Genomic DNA, 22,799 nt, shown 5'->3' with positions numbered 1-22,799 from the left:
GATAGCACATCTCAACAAACCAATCATATCGAAAATTTGTTATGGCTCAGGCAATCCACTCATTTTCTGTTATGGATTTGTTTACTGCTTTAACTTAAATTGGCTCTATGCGCACTTACTGGTTCTGGCAAGGATTCATTTAAAGAACTGAGCATTTCACGCTCTATGCCCCGCACAATAGCATCTAAAGGCAAGTCATTTTCCTGAAGCCCGAAAGGTTCTTCTAACTCTGCACTTAGCGCATCTAAACCCAATAAGAGATAGGCAATTAAGGCCACGATCACAGGTGACCAAAAACCAAGACTGGAACTTAAACTAAAAGGTAAAATGAGACAGAAAGAGTACACGGCACGGTGTAACAAAACCGAATAAGAAAATGGCAGAGGTGTAGATGAAATACGGTCACAACCAGCGTGAATATCCCCCATTGCCACCGTATGCTTGGTCAGCATACTGTAAATAATATCGCTAATCTCACCACGCTTATACAACGCCGCCAGATCTTTCTGCGTAAGCTCTAATAGATATTGCGGTGGATTAATATGCGTATCCAATATTTTCCACTGCTCTACCGTCAGTTGAACTTTGGCTTGATAGTGGTCATAGGTATGACTTTGCTGCCGTAAACGATCTCGAAGCAAATGGCTAAATAACATCACGCGATACATCAAAACTGTACGCTCTGCATCATTTAAGACATAACTATCACGGATCATATGCCGTGCGTTGGCAATCATTGCGCCCCATAGCTTACGTCCTTCCCACCAACGGTCATAACACGCTGTATTTCGAAAGCTTAAGAAAATCGAAAGAATGACGCCAAATACAGTAAAACCAATGACAGGCACTGCAGGAGCTGTCACGTAATGTTGAGTCGCTAGATAAACCAACAGAGTTGAAATTAAAACACCAACCATCAGCGCAGGAAACACTTTCGGTAAAATGGTGCCACGCCAAGCAAAGAGTAATGCAAAGCTATTGGTTTTATCTCGAACGATCACAGTGTATTCCTATTGGTTTCGCTACGAAAAGGCTCAACCGAGGTTGAGCCTTATATCTATATCCACATCAAGCAAACAGCGCTTATTTAGGCTTAAAACTGTCTTTTAAGTCTAAAATACGGTTAAACACAGGCTTCTCTGCTGTATGGTCGTATTGATCTGCAACAAAATAACCTTCACGTTCAAATTGGAAACGGTCTTCAGGCTGTGCTTGCGCCAATGCAGGCTCAATCACCGCGTGTACAATTTTCAACGAATCAGGGTTCAAGTTCGCTAAGAAATCATCTCCCACTTCAGGGTCCGACTCTGTAAACAGGCGATCATAAATACGGACTTCTGCAGGAATACCTTTGGTCGCAGATACCCAGTGAATCACCCCTTTAACTTTACGACCTTCTGGATTTTTGCCCAAAGTTTCAGGGTCGATTGAACATTTCAACTCAACAACTTCACCGTTTTCATCTTTAATTACTTCATCACACTTAATGACATAAGCATGACGCAAACGCACTTCACCACCAGGAATTAAACGTTTGAAGCCTTTTGGTGGCTCTTCTTCAAAGTCTTTACGGTCAATGTAAATTTCAGATGTTAACGGAATCACACGCTCACCCATATCTACATTTGGATGACGTGAATGGGTTAAATCCATATCATTAGGCAAGTTGGTGAGCGTAACTTTAAGTGGGTTCAACACCGCCATACCACGCGCCGCAACATTTTCTAGAGACTGACGGATGCAATATTCAAGCATTGCAACATCAACAATACCGTCTGACTTCGACACACCAACACGCTTACAGAAGTCGCGTAGGCCTTCTGGGGTAAAACCACGACGGCGCATACCTACAACAGTTGGCATACGCGGGTCATCCCACCCATTAACATAACCACCTTCAACCAATTTACGCAATTTACGCTTAGAGGTAATGGTGTAGTCGATATTTAAACGGCTAGATTCATACTGACGTGGTACTGCTTCCGAGTGTACTTTCTCAACCACCCAGTCATAAAACGGACGGTGATCTTGGAATTCCAAAGTACATAATGAGTGAGTAATGCCTTCGATTGCATCGGATAATGGATGCGCATAGTCGTACATTGGGTACATTTTCCATTTATCACCTGTTTGGTGATGCTCTGAATGGAGTACACGGTACAAAATAGGATCACGCATATGCACATTTGGAGATGCCATATCAATTTTGGCACGCAGAACAGCTTCGCCTTCTGCAAACTCGCCATTGTTCATTTTTTCAAAACGCGCAAGGTTTTCTTTAACTGAAGTATCACGGTAAGGCGAGTTTTTACCCGGCTCAATAAAGTTACCACGGTTCAAACGAATTTCTTCAGGTGACTGCAAATCAACATAAGCATCACCCTGTTTAATCAGTTGAACCGCCCATGCATGGAGTTGATCGAAATAGCTTGACGCATAGCGTGGTTCGCCATTCCACTCAAAACCTAACCATTTAACGTCATTGACGATCCCATCTACATATTCTTGTTCTTCTGCATCTGGGTTAGTGTCATCAAAACGTAGGTTGCAAAAACCATCAAACTCGTTGGCAATACCAAAGTTCAAGCAAATTGCTTTCACGTGACCAATGTGTAAATAACCATTCGGCTCTGGCGGGAAACGCGTGACTACTTTTTGCGTACGACCTTCAGCCAAATCTTCGGTAATCACTTGGCGAACAAAATCTAAGCCTGGCTGTTGTTCTTGCTGCGCTGCGACAGAGGCATTGTTACTTGGTGTCGGGTTATTTGGCAGTGTTGAAACAACATCATTCGGCTTCATAGTTTAAAAATCACTTTGATGAAAAAAATTAAGGAAAAATAGGGTCCTGCTATACGAGCATAATTCTAACTGATCTATCAGTCGATTTATGAATATTTTACAGCCCCTTAAACGATATTTGATCTATTTTACAAAGAAAATAACGTTTTTACTTGCCTTGTAGTTTACAGTTTGCTTATGCTTCTCACAACCAAAAAACCCATGGCTTTGATGTCCATGATTAGGAGATTACACAATGAGTTTTCCTCAAGTCGAATTAAACACCAATAAAGGTCGTATTGTTCTTGAACTTAACAACGAAAAAGCACCAATCACTGTTGCTAACTTCTTAGAATACGTACGTGACGGTTTCTATGACGGCGTAATTTTCCACCGCGTGATCGATGGTTTCATGATCCAAGGTGGTGGTATGGATGAAAACTTCAAAGAAAAAGCAACACGTGATGCAATTGAAAACGAAGCTGATAACGGCTTAACCAATGACCTTGGTACAATTGCAATGGCGCGTACACAAGCACCTCACTCTGCATCTGCTCAGTTCTTTATTAACGTGGGTAATAACTCTTTCCTTAACCACTCTGGCAAAAATGCACAAGGTTGGGGTTATGCAGTTTTCGGTAAAGTAACTGAAGGCCTAGACGTAGTAAACGAAATTAAAGGTGTTCGTACTGGTAACCGTGGCTACCACGCTGACGTTCCGCTTGAGAACGTTGTGATTGAATCTGCTAAGATCATTTCTGAGTAATTTTTAAATCCTCCCCAGCCCTCCTTTGATAAAGGAGGGAGCTAGACTCTCATTCGAACATGAGATTATCCTCCCTTATTAAAGAGAGGTCGGGAGGGGTTTTTAAAAGGAAACTTCCGTGACCTATTTGTTTATCGCTGATTTACACTTGTCACCAGATCACCCTCGACTCGTTCGGGGGTTTTTAGATTTATTAGAGGCTTATAAAAACAAGAACACTCAGCTGTATATTTTAGGCGACTGGTTCAATGCATGGATTGGCGACGACTACACAGCCCCTTGGCTAGATGAAATCATTCGCGCCTTAAAACAATTTTCAAATGCAGGCAATCACATCTATTTCTTAACAGGTAACCGTGATTTTGCCCTAGGACAACAGTTCCTCGACCAATTTAATGGTCAACTGTTAGCCGAAGTATGCACACTCGAACTTTCAGATTACACCATTCGTATTGAACATGGTGATTTGCTCTGCACGGATGACGTATCCTATCAGCGCTTTCGTAAAATTATCCGTAATCCACTTCTGTTGAAGTTTTTAAAAAGTACACCGCTTGGCTTTAGACAAAAACTGGCCAATGGATTCCGTAAAAAAAGCCGTCAAGCGCAACAGTTTAAAAGCTATGAAGTTATGGATGTTAACCCAAGCGCAGTTCAGGTCGCATTAAGCAATGTGGATTTACTGATTCACGGACACACCCACCGCGCCAATATTCATGATGTCGATGGAAAAAAGAGAATTGTACTTGGTGACTGGAAAGAAGATTCCGCTCAGATTTTAGAAATTAATGCGAATAATCATCTACAAAATTTGGCATTAAAAAAATGGCAGTATTAATGCCATTTTTTTACTATACCAATCAATATTATACATAATGCTAACTCAAGTACTTATCGCCTTAGTTCAACTCATTTAGACGATACAATTGATTAACACCAGTATAAAAGCTCAAACCATCTAAGTTCATTGGAAGAGTTTCGCCAGATTCAAGTTGAATCATATGCCCCACTTCAACCCAGATTAAACCCTGATTTGTATTCTGTTGACGTTTAAGTGGCACCAATTTTACATTGATTTCACTACCATTTACGGCTGTAGCAACACGCCATGTATTTAAAGTTGTCAAAATTTTAACTCACTAAGTGAGCTTTTTGTGATGGAACAAAGAGATTAATAAAACGGGTTTTGAATAATAATTCTGTAGTTACAATGATGATATTCAAGTCAAATGCCTGAACTCAGATAGATCACAATCAGCTATATCATAGAAAAGTAGGAACAATACCTACTCGTAGTCTTCATTATACTAGGTTGTCAAGATTTAAGCAAAAGTAGCTCACTTTGGGTAAATACTAGCATAAACCAGAAAATGATTTGTTTAAGGCACATCGGTATTTTGATCTTTTAAATTTTTAATTTCACGAGCCAACTTATAATTCCAAACCATGACAGCCACAGCAATCACTAGAAACTTAAAATTCCATTCACTATATTTTTGATATTCTGACACAATAATTAAAATACTCAAACCAAAAATCAACACCGTAAAAACTTTCGTTAAAGACTGTTGTCGGATTTTAGCTTTGATATTTTTAGGTTCTAGATCAAACATTTATACAGTATGTTCATTATTTTAAAGAAGTAATTCAACCACTTTATAGATTTGATTGCAACGCAATTACTATCTCAATGTCACATAAAAACAAAACGAGTAACTTACACCCAGCTTTGATTACATACTAACTGCCTCTCCCCCATAGAAATTGAGTAACACACTCGTTATTCAATAATGATAACGAACTAAGTCTGTATGCCTTTTTCAACTAAAATCTAAGTCTGTTCGAGTTGTAGCGTGATCACAAGTCTCCTTTCATCGGTTAGAATCAGACATCAACAATAAATCGAGTGCGATTATGGATCTGCTAAATATTTCAAAAAGTCGTTATACCACCAAAGCTTATGACCCAAATAGAAAGATCCCTCATGAACAGTTTGCTCGATTATTAGAAATTCTCCGCTTGACGCCATCGTCTATCAACATCCAACCTTGGCATTTTTTCATTGCAGAAAACACAAACGCCAAAGAACGAATTGCAAAAGCACTGGTGGGTAAATACGCATACAATGCTCCCAAAGTACTAGATTCATCACATACAATTTTATTTTGTACCAAAGCCGATATTTCTGAGCAACATTTGGAAAATTTATTGCATCAAGATGACCTACATGGTCGTTTTAAAGATGATGCCGCTAAGCAAGGCCAAAAAGACAGTCGTTCAGGTTATGTCAACTATTACCGCAATGAAAAAGGTGATGTGCAGCGTTGGGCCGAAAACCAAACCTTTATTGCTTTAGGTCAAATTCTATTGGCTGCAGGTATTGAAAAAATTGATGCGACGCCAATTGGTGGTTTTAATGAATCCATTATTAGTGAAGAGCTAGGTTTAGCCGAACAAGGTCTAATCCCTTCTGTATTGCTCACACTAGGCTATCGTAGTGATGCTGACTTCAATGCAAAATTGCCAAAGTCTCGCTTAAGCAAAGAAGATATTTTCACGCAGCTGTAATGCTATTTGTTTATAAAAGGGACTTCAGTCCCTTTTATATTTTGGGCCTGAAAATTGCTTCATCATGTTCAATGCCAAAACAAAAAAAGTGAGGTTGCTGATGTCTGTTAAGCCCAATATACCGATGAAATTTGAATGTGCACATTGCAATAAAATCTATTTAGGTCAGTATCAACATATCATGCGCCCTCACTATCCCGATTGCCCCAATTGTGAGCAACCAGGGCTGTTATTGGGAATTGCAGTGATTGAGGATCTACTCAAACACCCTTTTTCCTTTGTGCAGATCTATTTTAAACAGACATTGCATAAGCTAAACAAGCCACGCTTGTGATACCCAACACCAATCCGATTGCTGTTGCGAGTTTGAGCTTCTCTTTAAAGAACAGTAGTCCGCTGAATACGCCTAACAGCACCACCATAATATTCATGCCTGCAAAGACCACCGCTGGGCTGTCCTTGAGTAACAGATGAGCTTTGACATAAAGTGCGATATTGGCAAAGTTCAACACGCCAAGACATAAACCTGCCAAGACGTTCTTGGTTAAGCCGATATTTTTCGTGGTCACAGCAACATAACCGACTGACAATAAAAACGCGCAAATAAACATCAGGTTTAACGCAACGGAAAACTGCACACCCAGCCCTGTTGTATATTTGAGTAAGACATCAATCAGCGCATAACCAAACCAGACTAGTGCTAAATACCACACAGCCTGTTTTTGACCTTCTCCACCACCAGAGGCATTGGTAAATAAAATGCACATCACGGCGGCAAGCCCCAAGACTACCCCGATAATTTTGAGCTGATTAAACTGTTCTTGAAAAATAAAATAAGCCGCCAATAAAGATAAAATCACCGACAAACGCTGTGCGATTTCTGTTTTGACAATGCCTGCATATTGCAAAGACTTGGCTAAAAATAAAAATACACTCGGTAACAAGACACCAAGTGCTATAATCAGCCACCACGGAGTATTTGAAACAGAAACGTGGCTTAGGTCAGGTTTAAACCAGACGTAACACAGTAAACTGGCTGAAGCATAGTTCCAGCTGATCATCTGGATCGGATCAAATCCTTTGTTTTTGCCCCATTTTAAAAGAATGGAGACCACCACACTACAACAGGCCGCAGCAAATATCAGTTCCATAGCACACTCTTATTATTGTCACTTGGATTACACACATAGAAAAGCCCACATCAGGGTGGGCTTTTCCAATATAAATCATTCAAAAAGAATTATTTATAACGATCAACCATTTTCTCTAAAGAAATTGGACGAATCTTGTCGGCGTTGCCCGCAGTACCAAAAGCTTCATAACGATCAACACAGATCTGTTTCATTGCATCAACAGTTTTTGCAAAGAATTTACGCGGATCAAATTCGCTTGGTTGTTCAGCCATCATACGGCGCATTGCACCTGTAGATGCTAAACGTAAATCGGTATCGATGTTGATTTTACGTACACCGTGCTTGATTGCTTCAACCAATTGCTCAACAGGAACACCATAAGTTTCTTTGATGTCGCCGCCGTACTGGTTAATGATCGCTAACCATTCTTGCGGAACAGAGCTTGAACCGTGCATCACAAGGTGGGTATTTGGCAGCGCCGCATGAATTTCTTTAATACGGTCAATCGCCAAAATATCGCCTGTAGGTGGACGAGTGAACTTATATGCACCGTGAGAAGTACCCACCGCAATTGCAAGTGCATCTACATTGGTATCTGCAACAAACTGACGTGCTTCTTCAACTGAAGTTAAAAGTTGAGAATGATCAAGAACACCTTCAGCGCCTACGCCATCTTCTTCACCCGCCATACCAGTTTCAAGGCTACCTAAACAACCGATTTCACCTTCAACTGAAACACCACATGCATGCGCCATTTGTACTGTACGACGTGTTACATCAACGTTGTATTCATACGTTGTTGGTGTTTTACCGTCTGCACCCAATGAACCATCCATCATTACAGATGAAAAACCCAATTGAATTGAACGCTGGCAAACGTCTGGATCTGTACCATGGTCTTGATGCATTACCACTGGAATGTGTGGCCATTCTTCAATTGCAGCCAAAATAAGATGACGTAAGAATGGAGCGCCTGCATATTTACGCGCACCCGCTGATGCTTGTACGATAACAGGTGAATTTGTCGCATCTGCTGCAAGCATGATTGCGCGCATTTGTTCTAAGTTGTTTACGTTGAATGCTGGTACGCCGTAAGCATGTTCGCCGGCGTGATCCAAGAGCTGGCGCAATGAAATAAGAGCCATAATGTCCTCCCAGTTGATGCGACATATTCTACATGCTCAAAGGTTTCAATTCAGCAACAAATAACACTATTTAAAAAAAATCCCCGCAATTGCAGGGACTTTTTACGAAATTCGCGTGTATTTAGTGTGCTGTAGCAGCCGAAGCCTCTACCGCAGGATCGGCAGTTGCAGCATCTGCAGGTGCATTTGCAACTTCAGCAGGAATGTCTTTGTTCTTTTCATCCAATTCTGGCTGATCAATCGCATCAATTGCCGCTTGTTGTTCAGCCGTTACAGCTTCTTCAACTGCTGCTGTTTCAGATGCCGCAGCGGTTTGCTCTGGTGCTTCATTTTTCTTACAAGCAGTCAGTGCCAATGGTGCTAACAAAAGTGCAGCAAGGGTCATTTTTAAATTCATAATGTTTTCCTAGAACAGATGATTTAATGCCCTGTAGTTTATTTCAGCATTATTTCATTTTCATGACTGAATGATGAATAGATTTGTTAAGCTCATAAAAAAGGTTGACCGAAGTCAACCTTTTTACAACAGCACTAGCACACAATAATTATTGTGCACGCTCTATCAGCGCTGCAACTGCTGGAAGTGTTTTACCTTCAACAAACTCAAGGAAAGCACCACCACCAGTTGAGATATAACCAATTTTGTCTGCAACTTCGTATTTATCAATAGCAGCTAAAGTGTCACCACCACCTGCAATAGAGAAGCCAGCAGATTCAGCAATCGCTAAAGATAAAGTTTTTGTGCCTTCGCCGAATTGATCAACCTCAAATACGCCCACTGGGCCATTCCAAAGAATCGTTTTTGACGTTTTTAAAATGTCTGCAAATGCTTTTGCTGTTTCTGGACCTACATCCAAAATCATGTCATTGTCAGTCACATCTTCAACTTTTTTCACGACTGCTTTAGCAGCAGCCAATGAACCCAAGAAGTCTGCAAAATCGATTTCAGAAGCATCTGCCACGACAACATCTGTTGGAAGAGGTACAGAAACTTTTGCAGCAATCGCTTTTGCTGTATCGATCAAATCATTTTCACACAATGATTTACCGACATTGAAGCCTGCTGCTGCCAAGAAGGTATTGGCAATACCACCACCCACGATCAATTGATCACAAATGTCAGAAAGTGATGTCAACACATCTAACTTAGTCGATACTTTAGAACCCGCAACAATAGCAACCATTGGTTTTTCAGGTGTTTGTAATGCACGACCAAGTGCATCTAACTCAGCTGCCAATAAAGGACCAGCCGCTGCAACTTTCGCTAAACGTGCCACACCTTCAGTTGATGCTTCTGCACGGTGCGCTGTACCGAATGCATCCATCACAAATACATCGCAAAGTGCTGCATATTTTGCAGCAAGTTCTGGGTTGTTTTTCTTTTCACCCACGTTAAAACGGCAGTTTTCAAGGAGTACCACTTGACCTGCTGTAACTTCAACACCATCGAGATAGTCCGTCACTAATTGAACGTCTTGACCCAATGCTTCAGTCAAATACGCAGCAACAGGTGCTAATGATTGTTCTGGTTTTGGCTCACCTTCAACTGGACGACCAAGGTGAGAATAAACCATTAGGGCTGCGCCTTGTGCTAACGCTGCTTTAATTGTTGGTAAAGCGGCGCGTAAACGTGCATCGCTTGTAATCACACCATTTTTAACAGGAACGTTTAAATCTTCGCGAATAAGAACACGTTTACCCGTTAAATCGAGGTCAGTCATACGCTGAAAATTCATGTAGAGCTCTCTTTCTATATATAAAAATCGCATCGATTTTAAATGATTATGCAGAAAAAGGTTAGCTTCTTTTGCAGAAAAGCAAACGAAAGGCAAAGTTTTGCTATCATAGTGAAAAGTCTCACTAGATTTAGCATTTATGTCTATTCATCCTGATCCAAATCTAAACCGTTTAAACGTTTTGGGTGAACCTTTAGCCAGCTGTTGTTATTCCCCGATCACTGGATATTTCCGTAATGGTTTTTGTCATACAGCACCTTCTGATTTGGGACAACACACGATCTGTGTCGAAATGACCTCTGAGTTTTTAAATTTTTCGCAGCGTGTAGGTAATGATCTCATTACCCCTGTGCCTGAAGTTGACTTTCCAGGTCTACAACCTGGTGATTTTTGGTGTATCTGTGTGACCCGTTGGGTAGAAGCTTATCAGGCCGGTTTTGCGCCTCCTGTTAAAGTTCAAGCTTGCCATCAAGCTGTACTGTCCTATGTCCCGCTGAATGTGCTTATGGAATATGCAGTCGAATGAATACTTCAGAAATTATCTTGGCATCAAGCAGTCAAACTCGTAAAGACCTCATGAACCGTTTACGTCTAGACTACCGCTGCGTTGTCCCTGATATAAACGAATCGCCTCGTGGTGAAAGCCATGCCGATGATTTAGCCAAGCGACTTGCTTTTGAAAAAGCGCATGTCATTGCGTCACAAAATCCTGAAGCAATCGTGATTGGTTCAGATCAAGTGGCATGGCGTGAAGGTGCACCCGATATTTTTATTGGTAAGCCTTTGAGTACTGAAAAAGCCATTAAACAGCTACAGGCCAATTCGGACAAAATTGTCTACTTCAGTACCGCACTCAGCGTGCAGCAACACTCAACAGGTTTTGAGCGTAGTCTGGTTGAACATTATAAAGTTAAGTTCCGTAAATTGGGACTACCTGAAATTCAGCGTTATGTTGACGTTGAACAGCCACTGATGTGTGCAGGAAGCTTCAAGTGTGAAAGCCTTGGTATCAGCTTATTTGAACAAATGATAGGACAAGATCAAACCACGTTGATGGGTATGCCTATGATTCAGTTGTGTCATATTCTGCGTGAATTAAAAGTGCTTGTGCCATAATTATTAGAAGTATTTTTAGTTAATTCCCAATAAATTGAACAGCAGCAGGTGTTGCTGTTCGTTTATGAGCATTAAATTTAACAACAGCATAAATATTAATATATGACCAATCGCTCAAAGATTTTTAGACGAATTTACTGAGAGATAAGCTTGAATGAGTCGTTTAAAATACATTCGAATTAATAGACTACGGTACAGCGTAATCAGCATAAAAAGAATAAGAAAGGAAAATAGACCAATATTATTAGGGTCAAAGCTACTCACACTTTCCCTCTGTCTAAAGAGATATTTGACAAATAACAATGCCAATACCAAATAGCCATACCACATTTTATTATATAGCGGATGATCTTCAGCGAGACTTTTGGCTTGTCTAAAAAGTAAGATATGCTGATATTGCGGCACCTTAGCCAAATCTTTTGTTTTGTATATCCTATCGATTGAGGATGATTTTTTCGCTAATTTGGACTGACTTTTCTCTCTTTCTTTTTGCAATATCTCATTCGCCATTTTCTCGGCATCTTCTTTACTTAACATTATTTTTCTTCACTATATTTTAGACCAATTATGCTGTAAAAATTTTGATGCCTGCAATCATAACGACTCAGACAAACTCAATTTATTTAAATCAACCAAGCGCATTTAAATAAATCTAACGATACTTGCACATAGGCCTTCGATCATAAGACAATAGTCACAATATTGTTTTAAATTTGCTTAGGCTATTTTCATGTCCCAATCTCTTGATGTTCTTGGCGGTATTACAGCTGAACAATTCCTTGCCGAATATTGGCAAAAAAAGCCATTACTGGTCCGTAACGCGCTGCCTGAAATTATCAATATTTTAGAACCTAGCGATATTATGGAACTGGCTTTAGATGAAAATGTCACAGCTCGTCTCATCAAACAAAAAGACCGTGACCCAAATCAGTGGTCGGTAAAGTCTTCACCGCTGTTAAAAGCTGATTTCCAAAAGATGCCAAAACTCTGGACTTTATTGGTTCAAGCCGTAGATCACTACTCTTTTGACTTAGCAGCACTGTGGAAAAAATTTCCTTTTATTCCGCAGTGGCGCCGTGATGACATCATGGTGTCTTATGCGCCTAAAGGTGGCTCTGTCGGAAAGCATTTTGACTTTTACGATGTCTTTTTAGTTCAAGGTTATGGACACCGTCGTTGGCAATTGGGTCAAATGTGCGATGCTGAATCTGAGATTGTTGCAGGCCAACCTTTAAAATTACTACCTGAAATTGACGTACATTTTGACGAAGTATTAGCACCAGGTGATCTACTTTATGTACCACCAAGTTTATCACATTTTGGTGTAGCCGAAGATGACTGCCTGACTTTCTCTTTTGGCTTCCGTATGCCAAACGTCACCGACATGGTAGACCGTGTAGGCGACAAACTGTCTGATAACGCTCTGCTACGTAATCCTTTACTCGATATTGTTCGTGACCAACAAAGTCCGATCGGTCAATTAACACAAAACGAATTGGATTATTTAAAGGCAGAAATTTTGGCTCAGCTGCAAAACTCAACTTTACTTGAAGATGCTATTATGACCTTGATGTCAGAGCCGAAATACCCTGAAAATATTCCTGAAGCTGAAGAAATTGGCACAGGAGATTTAGAAGGTATTTTAGACCAAGGCTATCAGCTGATCTTAGAACCTGCTTCTCGCCTACTTTATACTCACGATGAAGATGAATTCTTATTTTGGGCCAACGGTGAAGGGCTATGCATTTCGGAGCAATTTGCACCATTACTCAAGAATTTAGCAGATGGTGAAGCACTGTTACTTGATGAAAGCTTATATGATGCCGATATTCTAGAAGACATTGCAATGCTGATGAACGAATCCGTCTTAATGCTACTCCCACCTGACGAAGCTTAAGCAAACCAAGTGCTGAGGAATCTAATCTACTCAGCACTTTCTCCCTCACCAAACCTTAAACTGGCAATAATTTTGGTACAGCCTTTTTCTGATTCGATATTGAGCTCAGCACCAATTTTTTCTAAACGCATTTTCATACTGCGCATACCAATGCCCATCCCGTGGTTAAGCACACACTCCACATTAAAACCTACGCCATCATCCTGAATAATCATGACCAAGTGAGTTGTACTTGGATAATACATTTTTACATCAATATGCCGTGCTTGGCTGTGCTTCATAATATTGGTCAAACTTTCTTCAAGCACACGAATTAAAGTCAAACATTGTAGTGCTGTCGGTTGTATTTCCCATGCCTCTGGAATGCTCCAAGTCGCCTCAATGTCCAACTCATCCATGATCTGACTAAACCGATGCCGAACAGGAGCAATCCATAACACAGGATTATCTGGCGTTTTGTTATTGGTTAAAGACCCGCTGTCAATAATTTGTCTTAAATCATCTCGAAGCAATTTGAGGATGGATAAAAATTGTTGATTCGACATGGTGCTGGAGCTCTGATCCACCAAAATCATGGAACGAACCAAAGATGCACCCAAACCATCGTGCAAATCATGTGCTAAATGAATACGCTCTTGTAAGCGGACATTTTCAAGCTCTAATTGGTGTCGAGCATATAAACTAGAGGACAGGTTACTGGTCACAAAGCTCACTCGTTGCTCAAGTTCACTATTAAATCTTTGTATTTTTTTGATATTTTTATCTAACCGTGTTGCGAGAATAATCACAATAAAAAAAGTGATCACCGGTGAGGTATACGGCGACAAAGGCTGATGGTCATTAATATGCCCATCAAAAAGTAGTGAAATATCGTAAAGCATAACTATAAGAATCACGCTTAAACAAACAGCCAATAAAATATAATCAGGGCGCTTCGTTTTATAAGCACGATAAATCACAAAAAAGAATGATACGATAAAGAGCACAATGCACAATAAGAAAATCACCGCAGTTACGATATTAACCATCAAGCTCGGGATAAATAAGATGGTAACAATACACACCGCAGCAACTAAAAATAAGGTTTTTTCTAACTCAGCAAACTTTGTTCTTACAAAACGCAGCAGGTAAATGCAAAAGCAAACATTGTATAAAACAAAAAAAGTCAGGTTAGTTTTCATGACCCACAGGGAGTTTGGATAAGGAAACACTTCTCGGTTGATGACATTCCAAATAAACAAGACCCAAAACAAACAGCTAACAGAAAACCACAGAAATGTCGTTTCATTGCGTCTAAAAAACCAAATGACAAAGCACACCAAACCTAAGGTGGTGGAAATGACTAAATTGACTTGAAACAGTGCTCTCTTGTTCCAAATTCTTTTTTGTTGTTTATCATATGCTGTTGTGATATCAGAAAATTCTAGTTTGCCTAAACCCGGACTTTCATAACTATTACCAACCACATACACCCAAATGTCATTGTTTTTTTGTTTTAAGCTTTCGACAGGAAGGATCCAAAAACGCGGAGTATTCCAGCTTTTTGATAGGGGTTCAACTAAATGCTTATCTTTCCAAAGCAGGTTTCGATTAAAAAAAACAGCGCCTGCACTACTCATGCCTTCCACAGAAAATGCTAAAGGCTGCTTCAGTTCATTACTGTCGTTACAACTCCAATGCCAATTAAAATGGTACCAAACGCCGCCATCGTAATGTGGCCAGCGTTCTGTCCACACGTCAGGGTTTTTGACCTCTACCCATCCCGTCTTCGGAACAACATCGATAGAACTTGTTTTCACCGCAGAAATTTTATCGACATTCACTTTACAAGTTGGACTAACAGCAAAGTTGGTTTGTGCGGAACTGGCAAAACTAAGCACACACAAACACAGTGTGACAAAAATGCTCAGCCAGCCATTTCTCATAAAATACCTAAAGAACGCGCAGTGCTGACTGCTTTGGTTCTTTTTGAAACAGAAAGCTTGCGGTAAATATGCTTAATATGGCTTTCAACGGTATAGCGCGAAACAAATAATTGCTCAGCAATTTCGCGGTTACTCAGGCCTTGTGCCACCAAATTGAGAATTTCAGTTTCTCGATTGGTCAGTTGATCATAGTCCTGACCATCCAACTGCTCTACACGCTCAGTTTGGGGGGTATTTGAGGTTGAGATTTGATTTAAAATTTCGCGAGCAATAAAGGGATCAATTGGCGCTCCGCCGCGCAAAATACTCCGTATGGACATCAGCACTTCGGCATCATCACGTTCTTTCAATACATAGCCATTTGCTCCTGCCTTAATTGAGGCAAATAAACTTTGCTGTGTACTCCATGCAGAAATCACCAAAATTAAGGCGCTTTCGTCTATCTCTCTAAGTTTTTCAATTAAGGTGATGCCATTTCCATCAGGCAACCCTAAATCAACTAAAGCTAAAGAAATCGGTTGTGATGCAATAATTTGCATGGCTTCAGCTAAATTTTTAGCAAAAATCAGCATATCTTGACTATAGCCCAGTTCCGACAGGATCAGATCTAGGCGCGAGCGAATCATGGCTTCATCTTCCACGATTAAAACAGGTGCAGGCAAAACAGTTTCCTTATTTTTCACTGAAGCTTCCCCTCTTTCTTATCATTCTTCAACCACACTATACCGATGCAAACTTGGCCTAACCTATCCCTAGAAGTAAGTAATTTATAATTTTTTCTTTTGAACAATAAGCGCTTATTCATATTCATTTTATATACTTTAAATTCTGAAAGATATCAATCTGTATAAAATTTATCCATAATTTTAATATTGGATTCCCACAGCAAATAATAACGGGCGTAACAACAATTTATTACTTGTAGATGAAACAGAGACTTGGCACATTAGGTTTAAACAATCTGGAAGGATGCCCAGCCATATGTCTAGCCCTGCTCAATCCATACGTCATAAATTACTCAATACTTTTTTTTCACGGCACTCCATTTGGCTACTGTGTATTTTTATTTTTTTGAGCATTTCTTTTTTTCATTATAGTCATACCCCCATCTATATTAATTATTTTATTTCAGACACTTTACTAAACAGTATTTGGCTGATAACAGGTTTACTGAGTCTTGTTGGCTTGCATGATGTTTTACAAAATAAACATTCGATCTTAAAGAACTACCCGATTATGGGGCATTTTCGTTTTATTTTTGAAGATTTTCGCCCTGAAATTCGCCAGTATTTTATTGAGGCCGATCAAGACGCACTGCCTTTTTCGCGTATGCAACGCAGTTTGGTCTATCAACGTGCAAAAAACCAAAATGCAGATAAACCCTTCGGCTCCATTATCGATGTCTATGCAGACAACTACCGCTTCATGACTCATTCACTGAGCCCATGCACACCTGCTGACCCTAAAACCTTCCGTATTTTGGTGGGCAATTCGCAATGTTCACAACCTTATAGTGCTTCTATTTTCAATATTTCAGCCATGAGTTTTGGCAGCCTGAGTGCCAATGCCATTCGCGCTTTAAACAAAGGAGCGCAAATGGGTGGTTTTTACCATGATACTGGCGAAGGCAGTTTAAGTCCGTACCATCTTGAGTATGGAGGCGATATTGTTTGGGAGTTAGGCAGTGGTTATTTTGGCTGCCGTACTCTAGATGGCCAATTTGACCCTGAAAAATTTGCCGTTCAAGCCAAACGACCTCAAGTCAAAATGATCGAAATCAAGCTCTCTCAGGGAGCAAAACCCGGTCATGGCGGGATTCTACCGAAAGATAAAATTTCTGAAGAGATTGCTGAAATACGTGGCGTCAGTCGCGATCATGACTGTGTTTCTCCCTCGAGTCACTCTGCCTTCAAAACGCCAATTCAGATGATGCATTTTATTCAAAAACTGCGTGAGTTATCTGAAGGTAAACCAGTCGGTTTCAAGCTGTGTATTGGTCAGCCTTGGCAGTTTATGAGTATTGTTAAGGCCATGCTACATACTCAAATTATTCCTGATTTTATTGTTGTAGATGGTTCCGAAGGCGGTACAGGTGCAGCACCTATCGAACTGATAGACAATATGGGCGTACCACTACGTGAAGGCTTACTTTTCGTACACAACACACTGGTCGGTGCGGGTTTACGTGATCAGATCAAAATTGGTGCCAGTGGCAAATTGGTTAGTGCCTTTGATATTGCTAGTACCATGGCAATTGGTGCAGATTGGGTCAATTCTGCACGAGGATTTATGTTCGCAGTGGGCTGCATTCAAGCGCAAAGTTGTCATACCAACCAATGCCCAGTCGGTGTTGCGACACAAGACAAAGAGCGTCAAAAAGCACTACATGTGCCCACCAAAGCCGAACGCGTGCTGCATTTTCATGACAACACATTAAAGGCACTTTCAGAAATGATTGCTTCAGCGGGCTTAAAACATCCAGCAGAAATTAAAGCGCGCCATTTAGCGCAGCGCATTAATGACCGAGAAATTCGAAACTATGCGCAGCTACATTTTTGGTTAAAAGATGGTGAGCTGCTGTCTTGTGAAAATAAAGATGAAGAGAACTTCTATTTCCGTATGTGGAATATGTCCAAATTAGAACATTTCTAAATAAAAAGGAGGCTCTATTAGCCTCCTTTTTATTTTCGATAACAGAAATCACAGAATGTTAGTAATATCCACTTGATGAACCCTGTGCATGTAAAAAGGCTGGGATTAGTCCTGTTAAGGCCGCACGAATATCCGAACGTTCATTGATCAATTGATGCGAACCTTCCTCCAACATCAATAAAGTTTGTAAGCGGAACTTTTCACGAATAAACTCAATGTTATAACGCCAGTCTACCGTCTGATCCAGCGCACCTTGAGCTAACCAGACAGGAATGCGACAGGCTGGGCGTTGCTCCATTTCCAACATCCATTTGGACATAGCCAAAATCCAGTCCATACCCATCATGCGAGGTTGTAACGGATCTTTTAAACGGACAAAACGTAAGAACTCAGGGTTATGGTTATTCCGCCTAAAATGACGCGGTACTTGGCGTTTAATCCGACGAATAATGCCTAATCCAACCGAGTTATGCCACCAAGCGGATTTTGCAGGCCGAATGAGTGGCGACAACAACAAAACACGTTGCACATAAGGGTTTTCACGGCGTTCGGCAAACTCAAGCAAATGATGCATCAAAATCGCACCACCCGTGCTCTGCCCTATGCCTAGCCACGGTTGCGGTAGCTGTTCTGCATGTTTGACATAGCGCACCACAGCATGTAACACATCTTGATAATGATCAAAATTTTGGATATTCGCGGGTGATCCATCACTGAGTCCATGCCCTGGAAGATCATAGGTCAGTACACTAAAGCCTTGGTCAAGTAGTTCTTTAATAATGGGTTGGTAAATTCCGCTATGCTCTAAATAACCATGCAACAGACAGACTGTACCTTTAATTTTTTCGATTTTTGGTGCAAAAACTTGGACATGCAGCTTAAACAAAGGCATTTGAACATAACCTTGCCAGTGGTCACAGTCCAATGCGTCTAAACCATATAAACGACGATAAGACACCATCTCCACCGATGCCTCATACGGCTGGTTTAGATTCAAAGGCATTAGAAGCTGTGGTGTCGTCTCACGACTCGGCACAGGAAGTTCAAGCTGTTTGAGTACAGATGGATTTAAAAAAGGAAGTTCAGGCATTATGGAATCTCCCTACAGTCACTCGAACCCAACAGTACATCGCGTATCGTTGCGAGCATTTCATAATTGGCACGGCGACTATGATCATAATTTTGTTCACTTGGACGCCATTGGGTTAATTGAGTCGGCATAGGCGCCTCAATGGGCTGTGTTTCGATACCATTTAAAGCAAATAAACGGCGTGTACGTGGCATATGATATTGATCTGTAATTAAAATCACTCTAGGCGCACCACCTTTTTTCTGCAACAGCAAAGAGCTAAAGCGCGAGTTTTCGCAGGTATTCATACTACGATCTTCCAATAGTTTCGCATCGACTCCACGTGCCTTTAACCATTTTTGCATATACGGGGCTTCGACACCGCTAAGCACAATGGGCAGCTTGAACTGTTTTTCGACCTGCAATGTGGTTTCAAGACGTAGTCGCGTATATTCATTCACCACAATATCTTTACGGTTTTTATCTAAAGTTAATCCACCACCCAAAACGACTATGGCATTCGGCATGTTTAATGCCGCTTTTCTCTCTTCATTTTGTGCATGTATTTGTGCGATGTCCTGATAGATTTGTTCATCTATCGGCTCTTCCTCTACAGTCTCTACTTTATGCGTTTTTAAAAAGTCGAGATAATTTTCCATCAAGGCTTTATTTTCTTTGCTATTCAGCTCTAGCAGTTCTTTGACATTTTCAGTCGGGTCAACCTCAGAACTTGCTGTCTCAATCACCAAAGGAATTTGAGGCTTTTGCTCTTTTTCTTGCTCTTCACGCTGTTCAGAAATAATTAACTGTTGTAGTGCTTTATAACGTGCCTGAATCGTGGTTAGGTTTTGCGAATTATGTTCTTTGATTTGCTCTTCCATCAACTGTAAGTACGCTTGACGGGCAATCCACAAATCAGAGCCCGGTTCTAAGCTTTCTTGCTCACTGAGTGCCGCCATTTTTTGACTTTGTGCTGCAACTTCATTGACGTCTACAGGGACAAAGGTATTCAATGTCGCCACAATCAGCTTAGAATAAAAAGGCGTATAAATAAAAATCATTAAACAGCCGAAAAATGCAAACAGCACCGAAGTGATTTGCATTAAACGTACCATTTTATGGGTTTTACTCATACTTTTAACGATCCTGATAAGATTGGATGAGACCCGCTGAATTAAATAGCACAGGCTCAGGTTCCAACAAAACTTTAAATTTATTATACACATCCTGCTGTACTGCACGGTATGTGCTCTGTACATCGTTCAAATCTGCATTGGCATAATTCACTAAAACCAAGGCTTGTTTGGCAAACATCCCGACCACACCAAGCTGCTTACCTTTCCAGCCTGATTGATCAATCAACCAACCTGCTGCAATTTTAACATCACCATTCGGCTGCGGATAATGTGGCAATTTTTCAAATTGTTCGGCTAAAAGGTCATAAGTTTGCTGACTAATAATTGGATTTTTAAAAAAACTACCTACATTTGGAAATTCTTTCGGATCAGGCAGTTTACTTTGACGAATCTGAATCACTTGTTGTTGTAAATTAAAAGCTGTTAGCTCATCACCTACGGCTTGTTTTAAGTCACCATAGCTAATTTTCAAATCTTCTTTTTTCAACAACTTGAAGGTCACATGCGTAATCACATAGCGATTTGGATCATCTTTAAAAATACTATGACGATAACTAAATGCACAGTCTTTAGCTTGAATATCGCTAAATGTTTTCAACTGTCGGTCATAGACTTGCACGCTTTCGATGAACTCACCGACCTCTACACCATAAGCCCCAATATTTTGTACAGGAGATGCACCCACGAGGCCTGGAATCAACGCCAAATTCTGTAAGCCAAATAAATGGTGTTCTGTCGTCCAAAGCACAAAGTCATGCCAAACTTGACCCGCACCGACCCGTATAGTTTTGGTAGTTGCATCTTCAGACAGGTTTTCTACGCCTAGAATGTTCATATGCACAACCAAAGCATTAATTTGTGCAGGAAGCAGCATATTACTTCCACCAGATAGAATCATGACATTCAAAGCGTGTTGCTGTGCATAATCCAATGCTTCTACAAGCTCATCTGGACTGTGAATTTGAACATAATGAGAGGCTATCGCATTTAAGCTTAACGTATTAAAAGGTTTAAGCTGTTTTTGTGTTTCGATTTGCATGCACGAACCTTAATTACTGTTCAAATTGTTGTTTAAAAATACTGACCCACGCTTGGCTGCTTGACTCACATTGGTCAATAACACGTTCAAAACCATCAAAGCCACCATAGTAAGGATCAGGTAATGCTTGCTGCGGATACTGCGCATCATGTTCAGACATCAGTGCAACTTTAGCGCGGAGAGGTTGAGCACCAAATTCAATTTGCGCTGTTTGATACAACGCTTGAATATCGTCAAAATTATTGTAGTCCATCGCCAAAATTAAATCGAAATGGACAAAATCACGGGTCTGCAACTGTCGTGCGCGTAAACTGGATAAATCATAGCCCCGTTTTAAAGCATGTTCTTGACTACGCAAGTCAGGTGCTTTGTTGGGATGGTAATTACTGGTTCCCGCCGAATCGATTTCGATGTTGAGCTGATGTGCATCACAAAAATGTCTGAGAACTACTTCTGCCGTGGGAGAACGACAAATATTTCCTAAACAGACACATAACACCTTATAGGGCGCTGTGAATGACATAACCACCTCGAAACAGCTTTATTTTCAAGTGTCTTATGTTAAGTTATTTAGAGGATGAATCCTATAGAAGTACAAAACAATATTGTTGGATAAGATATAAAAAAGGATGCTGTTATGAACCAATTTCAATTTCAAACTGTGCCGAATATTATTTCAGGCTTAGGCAGCATTCAACAGCTCAGAGAAATTTTAACAGCACGCCCTTATCAACATCTGTTATTGGTTACAGATGCAGGCATGTTAAAGCATCAGCTTCACCTTCCCATCTTAGAAATTTTAGAAGATCTCTCACTCACTTACAGTATTTACAGTGAGGTTGAAGCAGATCCGAGTGAACAAATTGTTTTAAATGCGGTTGATTATGCCAAACAGCAAAAGGTAGATATCGTTTTAGGTTTTGGTGGCGGCAGCTCTATGGATGTTGCAAAAATTATTGCCATCCTCAGCCATCCTGCACAGCAGCAAAAGTTATCAGATCTTTATGGGGTGAATAATGCCCAAGCACCTCGTCTACCCTTAATTTTAGTCCCTACCACTGCAGGGACAGGCTCTGAGGTCACACCAATTTCGATCGTTACCACAGGTGAAACGACAAAGACTGGCATCGTAGCACCCGTTCTTTTTGCCGATGTAGCGATTTTGGATGCGACATTTACTGAAAACCTGCCGCGTCATATTAGTGCTGCCACAGGCATTGACGCGATGGTACATGCGATTGAAGCCTATACCTCTAAAATCAAGAAAAACCCCTATGCAGACATGTTAGCAAAACAGGCTTTAAAACTGCTGAATCAAAACCTCAACTTGGTGCTAGAAGATGGTCGAAATTTAGAAGCTCGACAAAATATGTTAGTCGGTTCGATGTTGGCAGGACAAGCCTTTGCCAATGCCCCAGTAGGTGCTGTTCATGCGCTGGCTTATCCATTGGGTGGACATTTTCACATTTCTCATGGACACAGTAATGCCTTAGTGCTGACAGAGGTTTTAAAGTTTAACCTCCCCCAAGCTAAGCAACATTATGCGGAACTGATCTGCTGGCTCGACCCAAAAAGTACAGGCTGTACCGATGGTCTTTCTGATCTTTTCGTCGATCATATGCAAAACCATTTAGACCGCAGTGGTTTAACCTTAAAACTCAAAGAATTAAATGTTTCTGAACACAGTCTAGATCAGCTTGCAACCGATGCCATGTTGCAAACACGCCTACTACAAAACAACCCAAGAGAACTAGAGTGGCAACAGGCACGCGAAATTTATCAAGCCATTTACAGCTAAGCCATATAATTAACTTAGGCTACTTATAAGATGATTTT

At 40.7% G+C, this 22,799-nt stretch carries 23 protein-coding genes; 8 read left to right on the top strand and 15 right to left on the bottom strand.

The annotated features are described in order from the left end of the window. Positions 1-89: 89 nt before the first annotated feature. Together ACFN7Z_RS07835 and ACFN7Z_RS07830 are read right to left on the bottom strand one after the other, a co-directional pair. A complete protein-coding gene (locus ACFN7Z_RS07835; protein ID WP_010326802.1) occupies positions 90-1,001 on the bottom strand; it encodes a bestrophin family protein in 912 nt (303 codons plus the stop codon). 82 nt (positions 1,002-1,083) lie between these two features. After that, positions 1,084-2,802, bottom strand: coding sequence for a glutamine--tRNA ligase/YqeY domain fusion protein (locus tag ACFN7Z_RS07830; RefSeq protein ID WP_010326803.1), 1,719 nt, complete (start codon positions 2,800-2,802; stop codon positions 1,084-1,086). Positions 2,803-3,037: 235 nt separating this feature from the next. Here ACFN7Z_RS07830 and ACFN7Z_RS07825 point away from each other — a divergent pair, with 235 nt between their 5' ends. Then, positions 3,038-3,547, top strand: a complete 510-nt coding sequence (locus ACFN7Z_RS07825) for a peptidylprolyl isomerase (RefSeq protein ID WP_004696971.1) — start codon at positions 3,038-3,040, stop codon at positions 3,545-3,547. A 118-nt stretch (positions 3,548-3,665) separates the two neighbouring features. Continuing rightward, positions 3,666-4,385 (top strand): UDP-2,3-diacylglucosamine diphosphatase, encoded by a 720-nt coding sequence (locus ACFN7Z_RS07820; RefSeq protein ID WP_010326804.1) that lies wholly within the window; start codon positions 3,666-3,668, stop codon positions 4,383-4,385. A gap of 61 nt (positions 4,386-4,446) precedes the next feature. Here the strand turns inward: ACFN7Z_RS07820 and ACFN7Z_RS07815 are convergent, their stop codons facing one another. Together ACFN7Z_RS07815 and ACFN7Z_RS07810 are read right to left on the bottom strand one after the other, a co-directional pair. Beyond that, the gene (locus tag ACFN7Z_RS07815) at positions 4,447-4,674 is read right to left on the bottom strand and encodes a hypothetical protein (RefSeq protein ID WP_010326805.1); all 228 of its coding nucleotides are present in this window, start codon (positions 4,672-4,674) and stop codon (positions 4,447-4,449) included. 252 nt (positions 4,675-4,926) lie between these two features. Then, positions 4,927-5,160: a hypothetical protein gene (locus ACFN7Z_RS07810; RefSeq protein WP_004696964.1), complete on the bottom strand. Its 234-nt coding sequence runs from the start codon at positions 5,158-5,160 to the stop codon at positions 4,927-4,929. Between the two features lie 301 nt (positions 5,161-5,461). On the opposite strand from ACFN7Z_RS07810, the gene nfsB reads away from it, so the two are divergent. Then, positions 5,462-6,115, top strand: a complete 654-nt coding sequence (gene nfsB, locus ACFN7Z_RS07805) for an oxygen-insensitive NAD(P)H nitroreductase (RefSeq protein ID WP_063454281.1) — start codon at positions 5,462-5,464, stop codon at positions 6,113-6,115. A gap of 293 nt (positions 6,116-6,408) precedes the next feature. Here the strand turns inward: nfsB and ACFN7Z_RS07800 are convergent, their stop codons facing one another. From ACFN7Z_RS07800 to ACFN7Z_RS07785, 4 genes are all read right to left on the bottom strand, one after another. After that, positions 6,409-7,266 (bottom strand): DMT family transporter, encoded by an 858-nt coding sequence (locus ACFN7Z_RS07800; protein WP_010326807.1) that lies wholly within the window; start codon positions 7,264-7,266, stop codon positions 6,409-6,411. Between the two features lie 89 nt (positions 7,267-7,355). Continuing rightward, the gene (gene fba, locus ACFN7Z_RS07795) at positions 7,356-8,393 is read right to left on the bottom strand and encodes a class II fructose-bisphosphate aldolase (protein WP_004984718.1); all 1,038 of its coding nucleotides are present in this window, start codon (positions 8,391-8,393) and stop codon (positions 7,356-7,358) included. Between the two features lie 121 nt (positions 8,394-8,514). Beyond that, the gene (locus ACFN7Z_RS07790; protein WP_004696954.1) at positions 8,515-8,790 is read right to left on the bottom strand and encodes a hypothetical protein; all 276 of its coding nucleotides are present in this window, start codon (positions 8,788-8,790) and stop codon (positions 8,515-8,517) included. 148 nt (positions 8,791-8,938) lie between these two features. Further along, positions 8,939-10,129, bottom strand: a complete 1,191-nt coding sequence (locus ACFN7Z_RS07785; protein WP_010326808.1) for a phosphoglycerate kinase — start codon at positions 10,127-10,129, stop codon at positions 8,939-8,941. Positions 10,130-10,268: 139 nt separating this feature from the next. On the opposite strand from ACFN7Z_RS07785, the gene ACFN7Z_RS07780 reads away from it, so the two are divergent. Beyond that, the gene (locus ACFN7Z_RS07780; protein WP_004984725.1) at positions 10,269-10,655 is read left to right on the top strand and encodes a DUF2237 family protein; all 387 of its coding nucleotides are present in this window, start codon (positions 10,269-10,271) and stop codon (positions 10,653-10,655) included. Further along, positions 10,652-11,245: a nucleoside triphosphate pyrophosphatase gene (locus tag ACFN7Z_RS07775; protein WP_010326809.1), complete on the top strand. Its 594-nt coding sequence runs from the start codon at positions 10,652-10,654 to the stop codon at positions 11,243-11,245. Before ACFN7Z_RS07780 ends, ACFN7Z_RS07775 begins: the two co-directional genes overlap by 4 nt. A gap of 114 nt (positions 11,246-11,359) precedes the next feature. On the opposite strand, the gene ACFN7Z_RS07770 is transcribed toward ACFN7Z_RS07775, so the two are convergent. Beyond that, positions 11,360-11,782 (bottom strand): hypothetical protein, encoded by a 423-nt coding sequence (locus ACFN7Z_RS07770; protein ID WP_010326810.1) that lies wholly within the window; start codon positions 11,780-11,782, stop codon positions 11,360-11,362. Positions 11,783-11,975: 193 nt separating this feature from the next. On the opposite strand from ACFN7Z_RS07770, the gene ACFN7Z_RS07765 reads away from it, so the two are divergent. Beyond that, positions 11,976-13,142, top strand: a complete 1,167-nt coding sequence (locus tag ACFN7Z_RS07765; protein ID WP_010326811.1) for a cupin domain-containing protein — start codon at positions 11,976-11,978, stop codon at positions 13,140-13,142. Positions 13,143-13,168: 26 nt separating this feature from the next. On the opposite strand, the gene ACFN7Z_RS07760 is transcribed toward ACFN7Z_RS07765, so the two are convergent. Next, on the bottom strand, positions 13,169-15,067 hold the full coding sequence (locus ACFN7Z_RS07760; protein ID WP_010326812.1) for a 7TM diverse intracellular signaling domain-containing protein: 1,899 nt from the start codon (positions 15,065-15,067) through the stop codon (positions 13,169-13,171). Next, positions 15,064-15,750: a response regulator transcription factor gene (locus ACFN7Z_RS07755; protein WP_004696942.1), complete on the bottom strand. Its 687-nt coding sequence runs from the start codon at positions 15,748-15,750 to the stop codon at positions 15,064-15,066. The genes ACFN7Z_RS07760 and ACFN7Z_RS07755 overlap by 4 nt, the downstream gene beginning before the upstream one ends. A gap of 298 nt (positions 15,751-16,048) precedes the next feature. Here ACFN7Z_RS07755 and ACFN7Z_RS07750 point away from each other — a divergent pair, with 298 nt between their 5' ends. Continuing rightward, positions 16,049-17,719 carry an FMN-binding glutamate synthase family protein gene (locus ACFN7Z_RS07750; RefSeq protein ID WP_010326813.1) on the top strand — a complete coding sequence of 557 codons (1,671 nt, stop codon included), beginning with the start codon at positions 16,049-16,051 and terminating at the stop codon, positions 17,717-17,719. Between the two features lie 58 nt (positions 17,720-17,777). On the opposite strand, the gene ACFN7Z_RS07745 is transcribed toward ACFN7Z_RS07750, so the two are convergent. The 4 genes from ACFN7Z_RS07745 to ACFN7Z_RS07730 are packed head-to-tail and all read right to left on the bottom strand — an operon-like array spanning position 17,778 to position 21,486. Continuing rightward, positions 17,778-18,809 carry an alpha/beta hydrolase gene (locus ACFN7Z_RS07745; protein WP_010326814.1) on the bottom strand — a complete coding sequence of 344 codons (1,032 nt, stop codon included), beginning with the start codon at positions 18,807-18,809 and terminating at the stop codon, positions 17,778-17,780. Beyond that, complete coding sequence (locus ACFN7Z_RS07740) at positions 18,809-19,921, bottom strand: YdcF family protein (RefSeq protein WP_010326815.1); 1,113 nt, start codon at positions 19,919-19,921, stop codon at positions 18,809-18,811. Before ACFN7Z_RS07740 ends, ACFN7Z_RS07745 begins: the two co-directional genes overlap by 1 nt. Positions 19,922-19,925: 4 nt before the next feature. Beyond that, positions 19,926-20,963, bottom strand: coding sequence for a UDP-N-acetylmuramate dehydrogenase (gene murB / locus ACFN7Z_RS07735; RefSeq protein WP_010326816.1), 1,038 nt, complete (start codon positions 20,961-20,963; stop codon positions 19,926-19,928). A 13-nt stretch (positions 20,964-20,976) separates the two neighbouring features. Further along, positions 20,977-21,486 carry a low molecular weight protein-tyrosine-phosphatase gene (locus ACFN7Z_RS07730; protein ID WP_010326817.1) on the bottom strand — a complete coding sequence of 170 codons (510 nt, stop codon included), beginning with the start codon at positions 21,484-21,486 and terminating at the stop codon, positions 20,977-20,979. Between the two features lie 114 nt (positions 21,487-21,600). Here ACFN7Z_RS07730 and ACFN7Z_RS07725 point away from each other — a divergent pair, with 114 nt between their 5' ends. Further along, positions 21,601-22,761 carry an iron-containing alcohol dehydrogenase gene (locus tag ACFN7Z_RS07725; RefSeq protein WP_010326818.1) on the top strand — a complete coding sequence of 387 codons (1,161 nt, stop codon included), beginning with the start codon at positions 21,601-21,603 and terminating at the stop codon, positions 22,759-22,761. Positions 22,762-22,799: the final 38 nt, after the last annotated feature.

The sequence above is a fragment of the Acinetobacter sp. P1332 genome (genome assembly GCF_044057475.1).
In the GTDB taxonomy this organism is placed as follows: Bacteria; Pseudomonadota; Gammaproteobacteria; order Pseudomonadales; family Moraxellaceae; genus Acinetobacter; species Acinetobacter johnsonii.
Note: the sequence above shows the minus strand (reverse complement) of the source record. Positions and strands in the feature narration are given on the sequence as shown.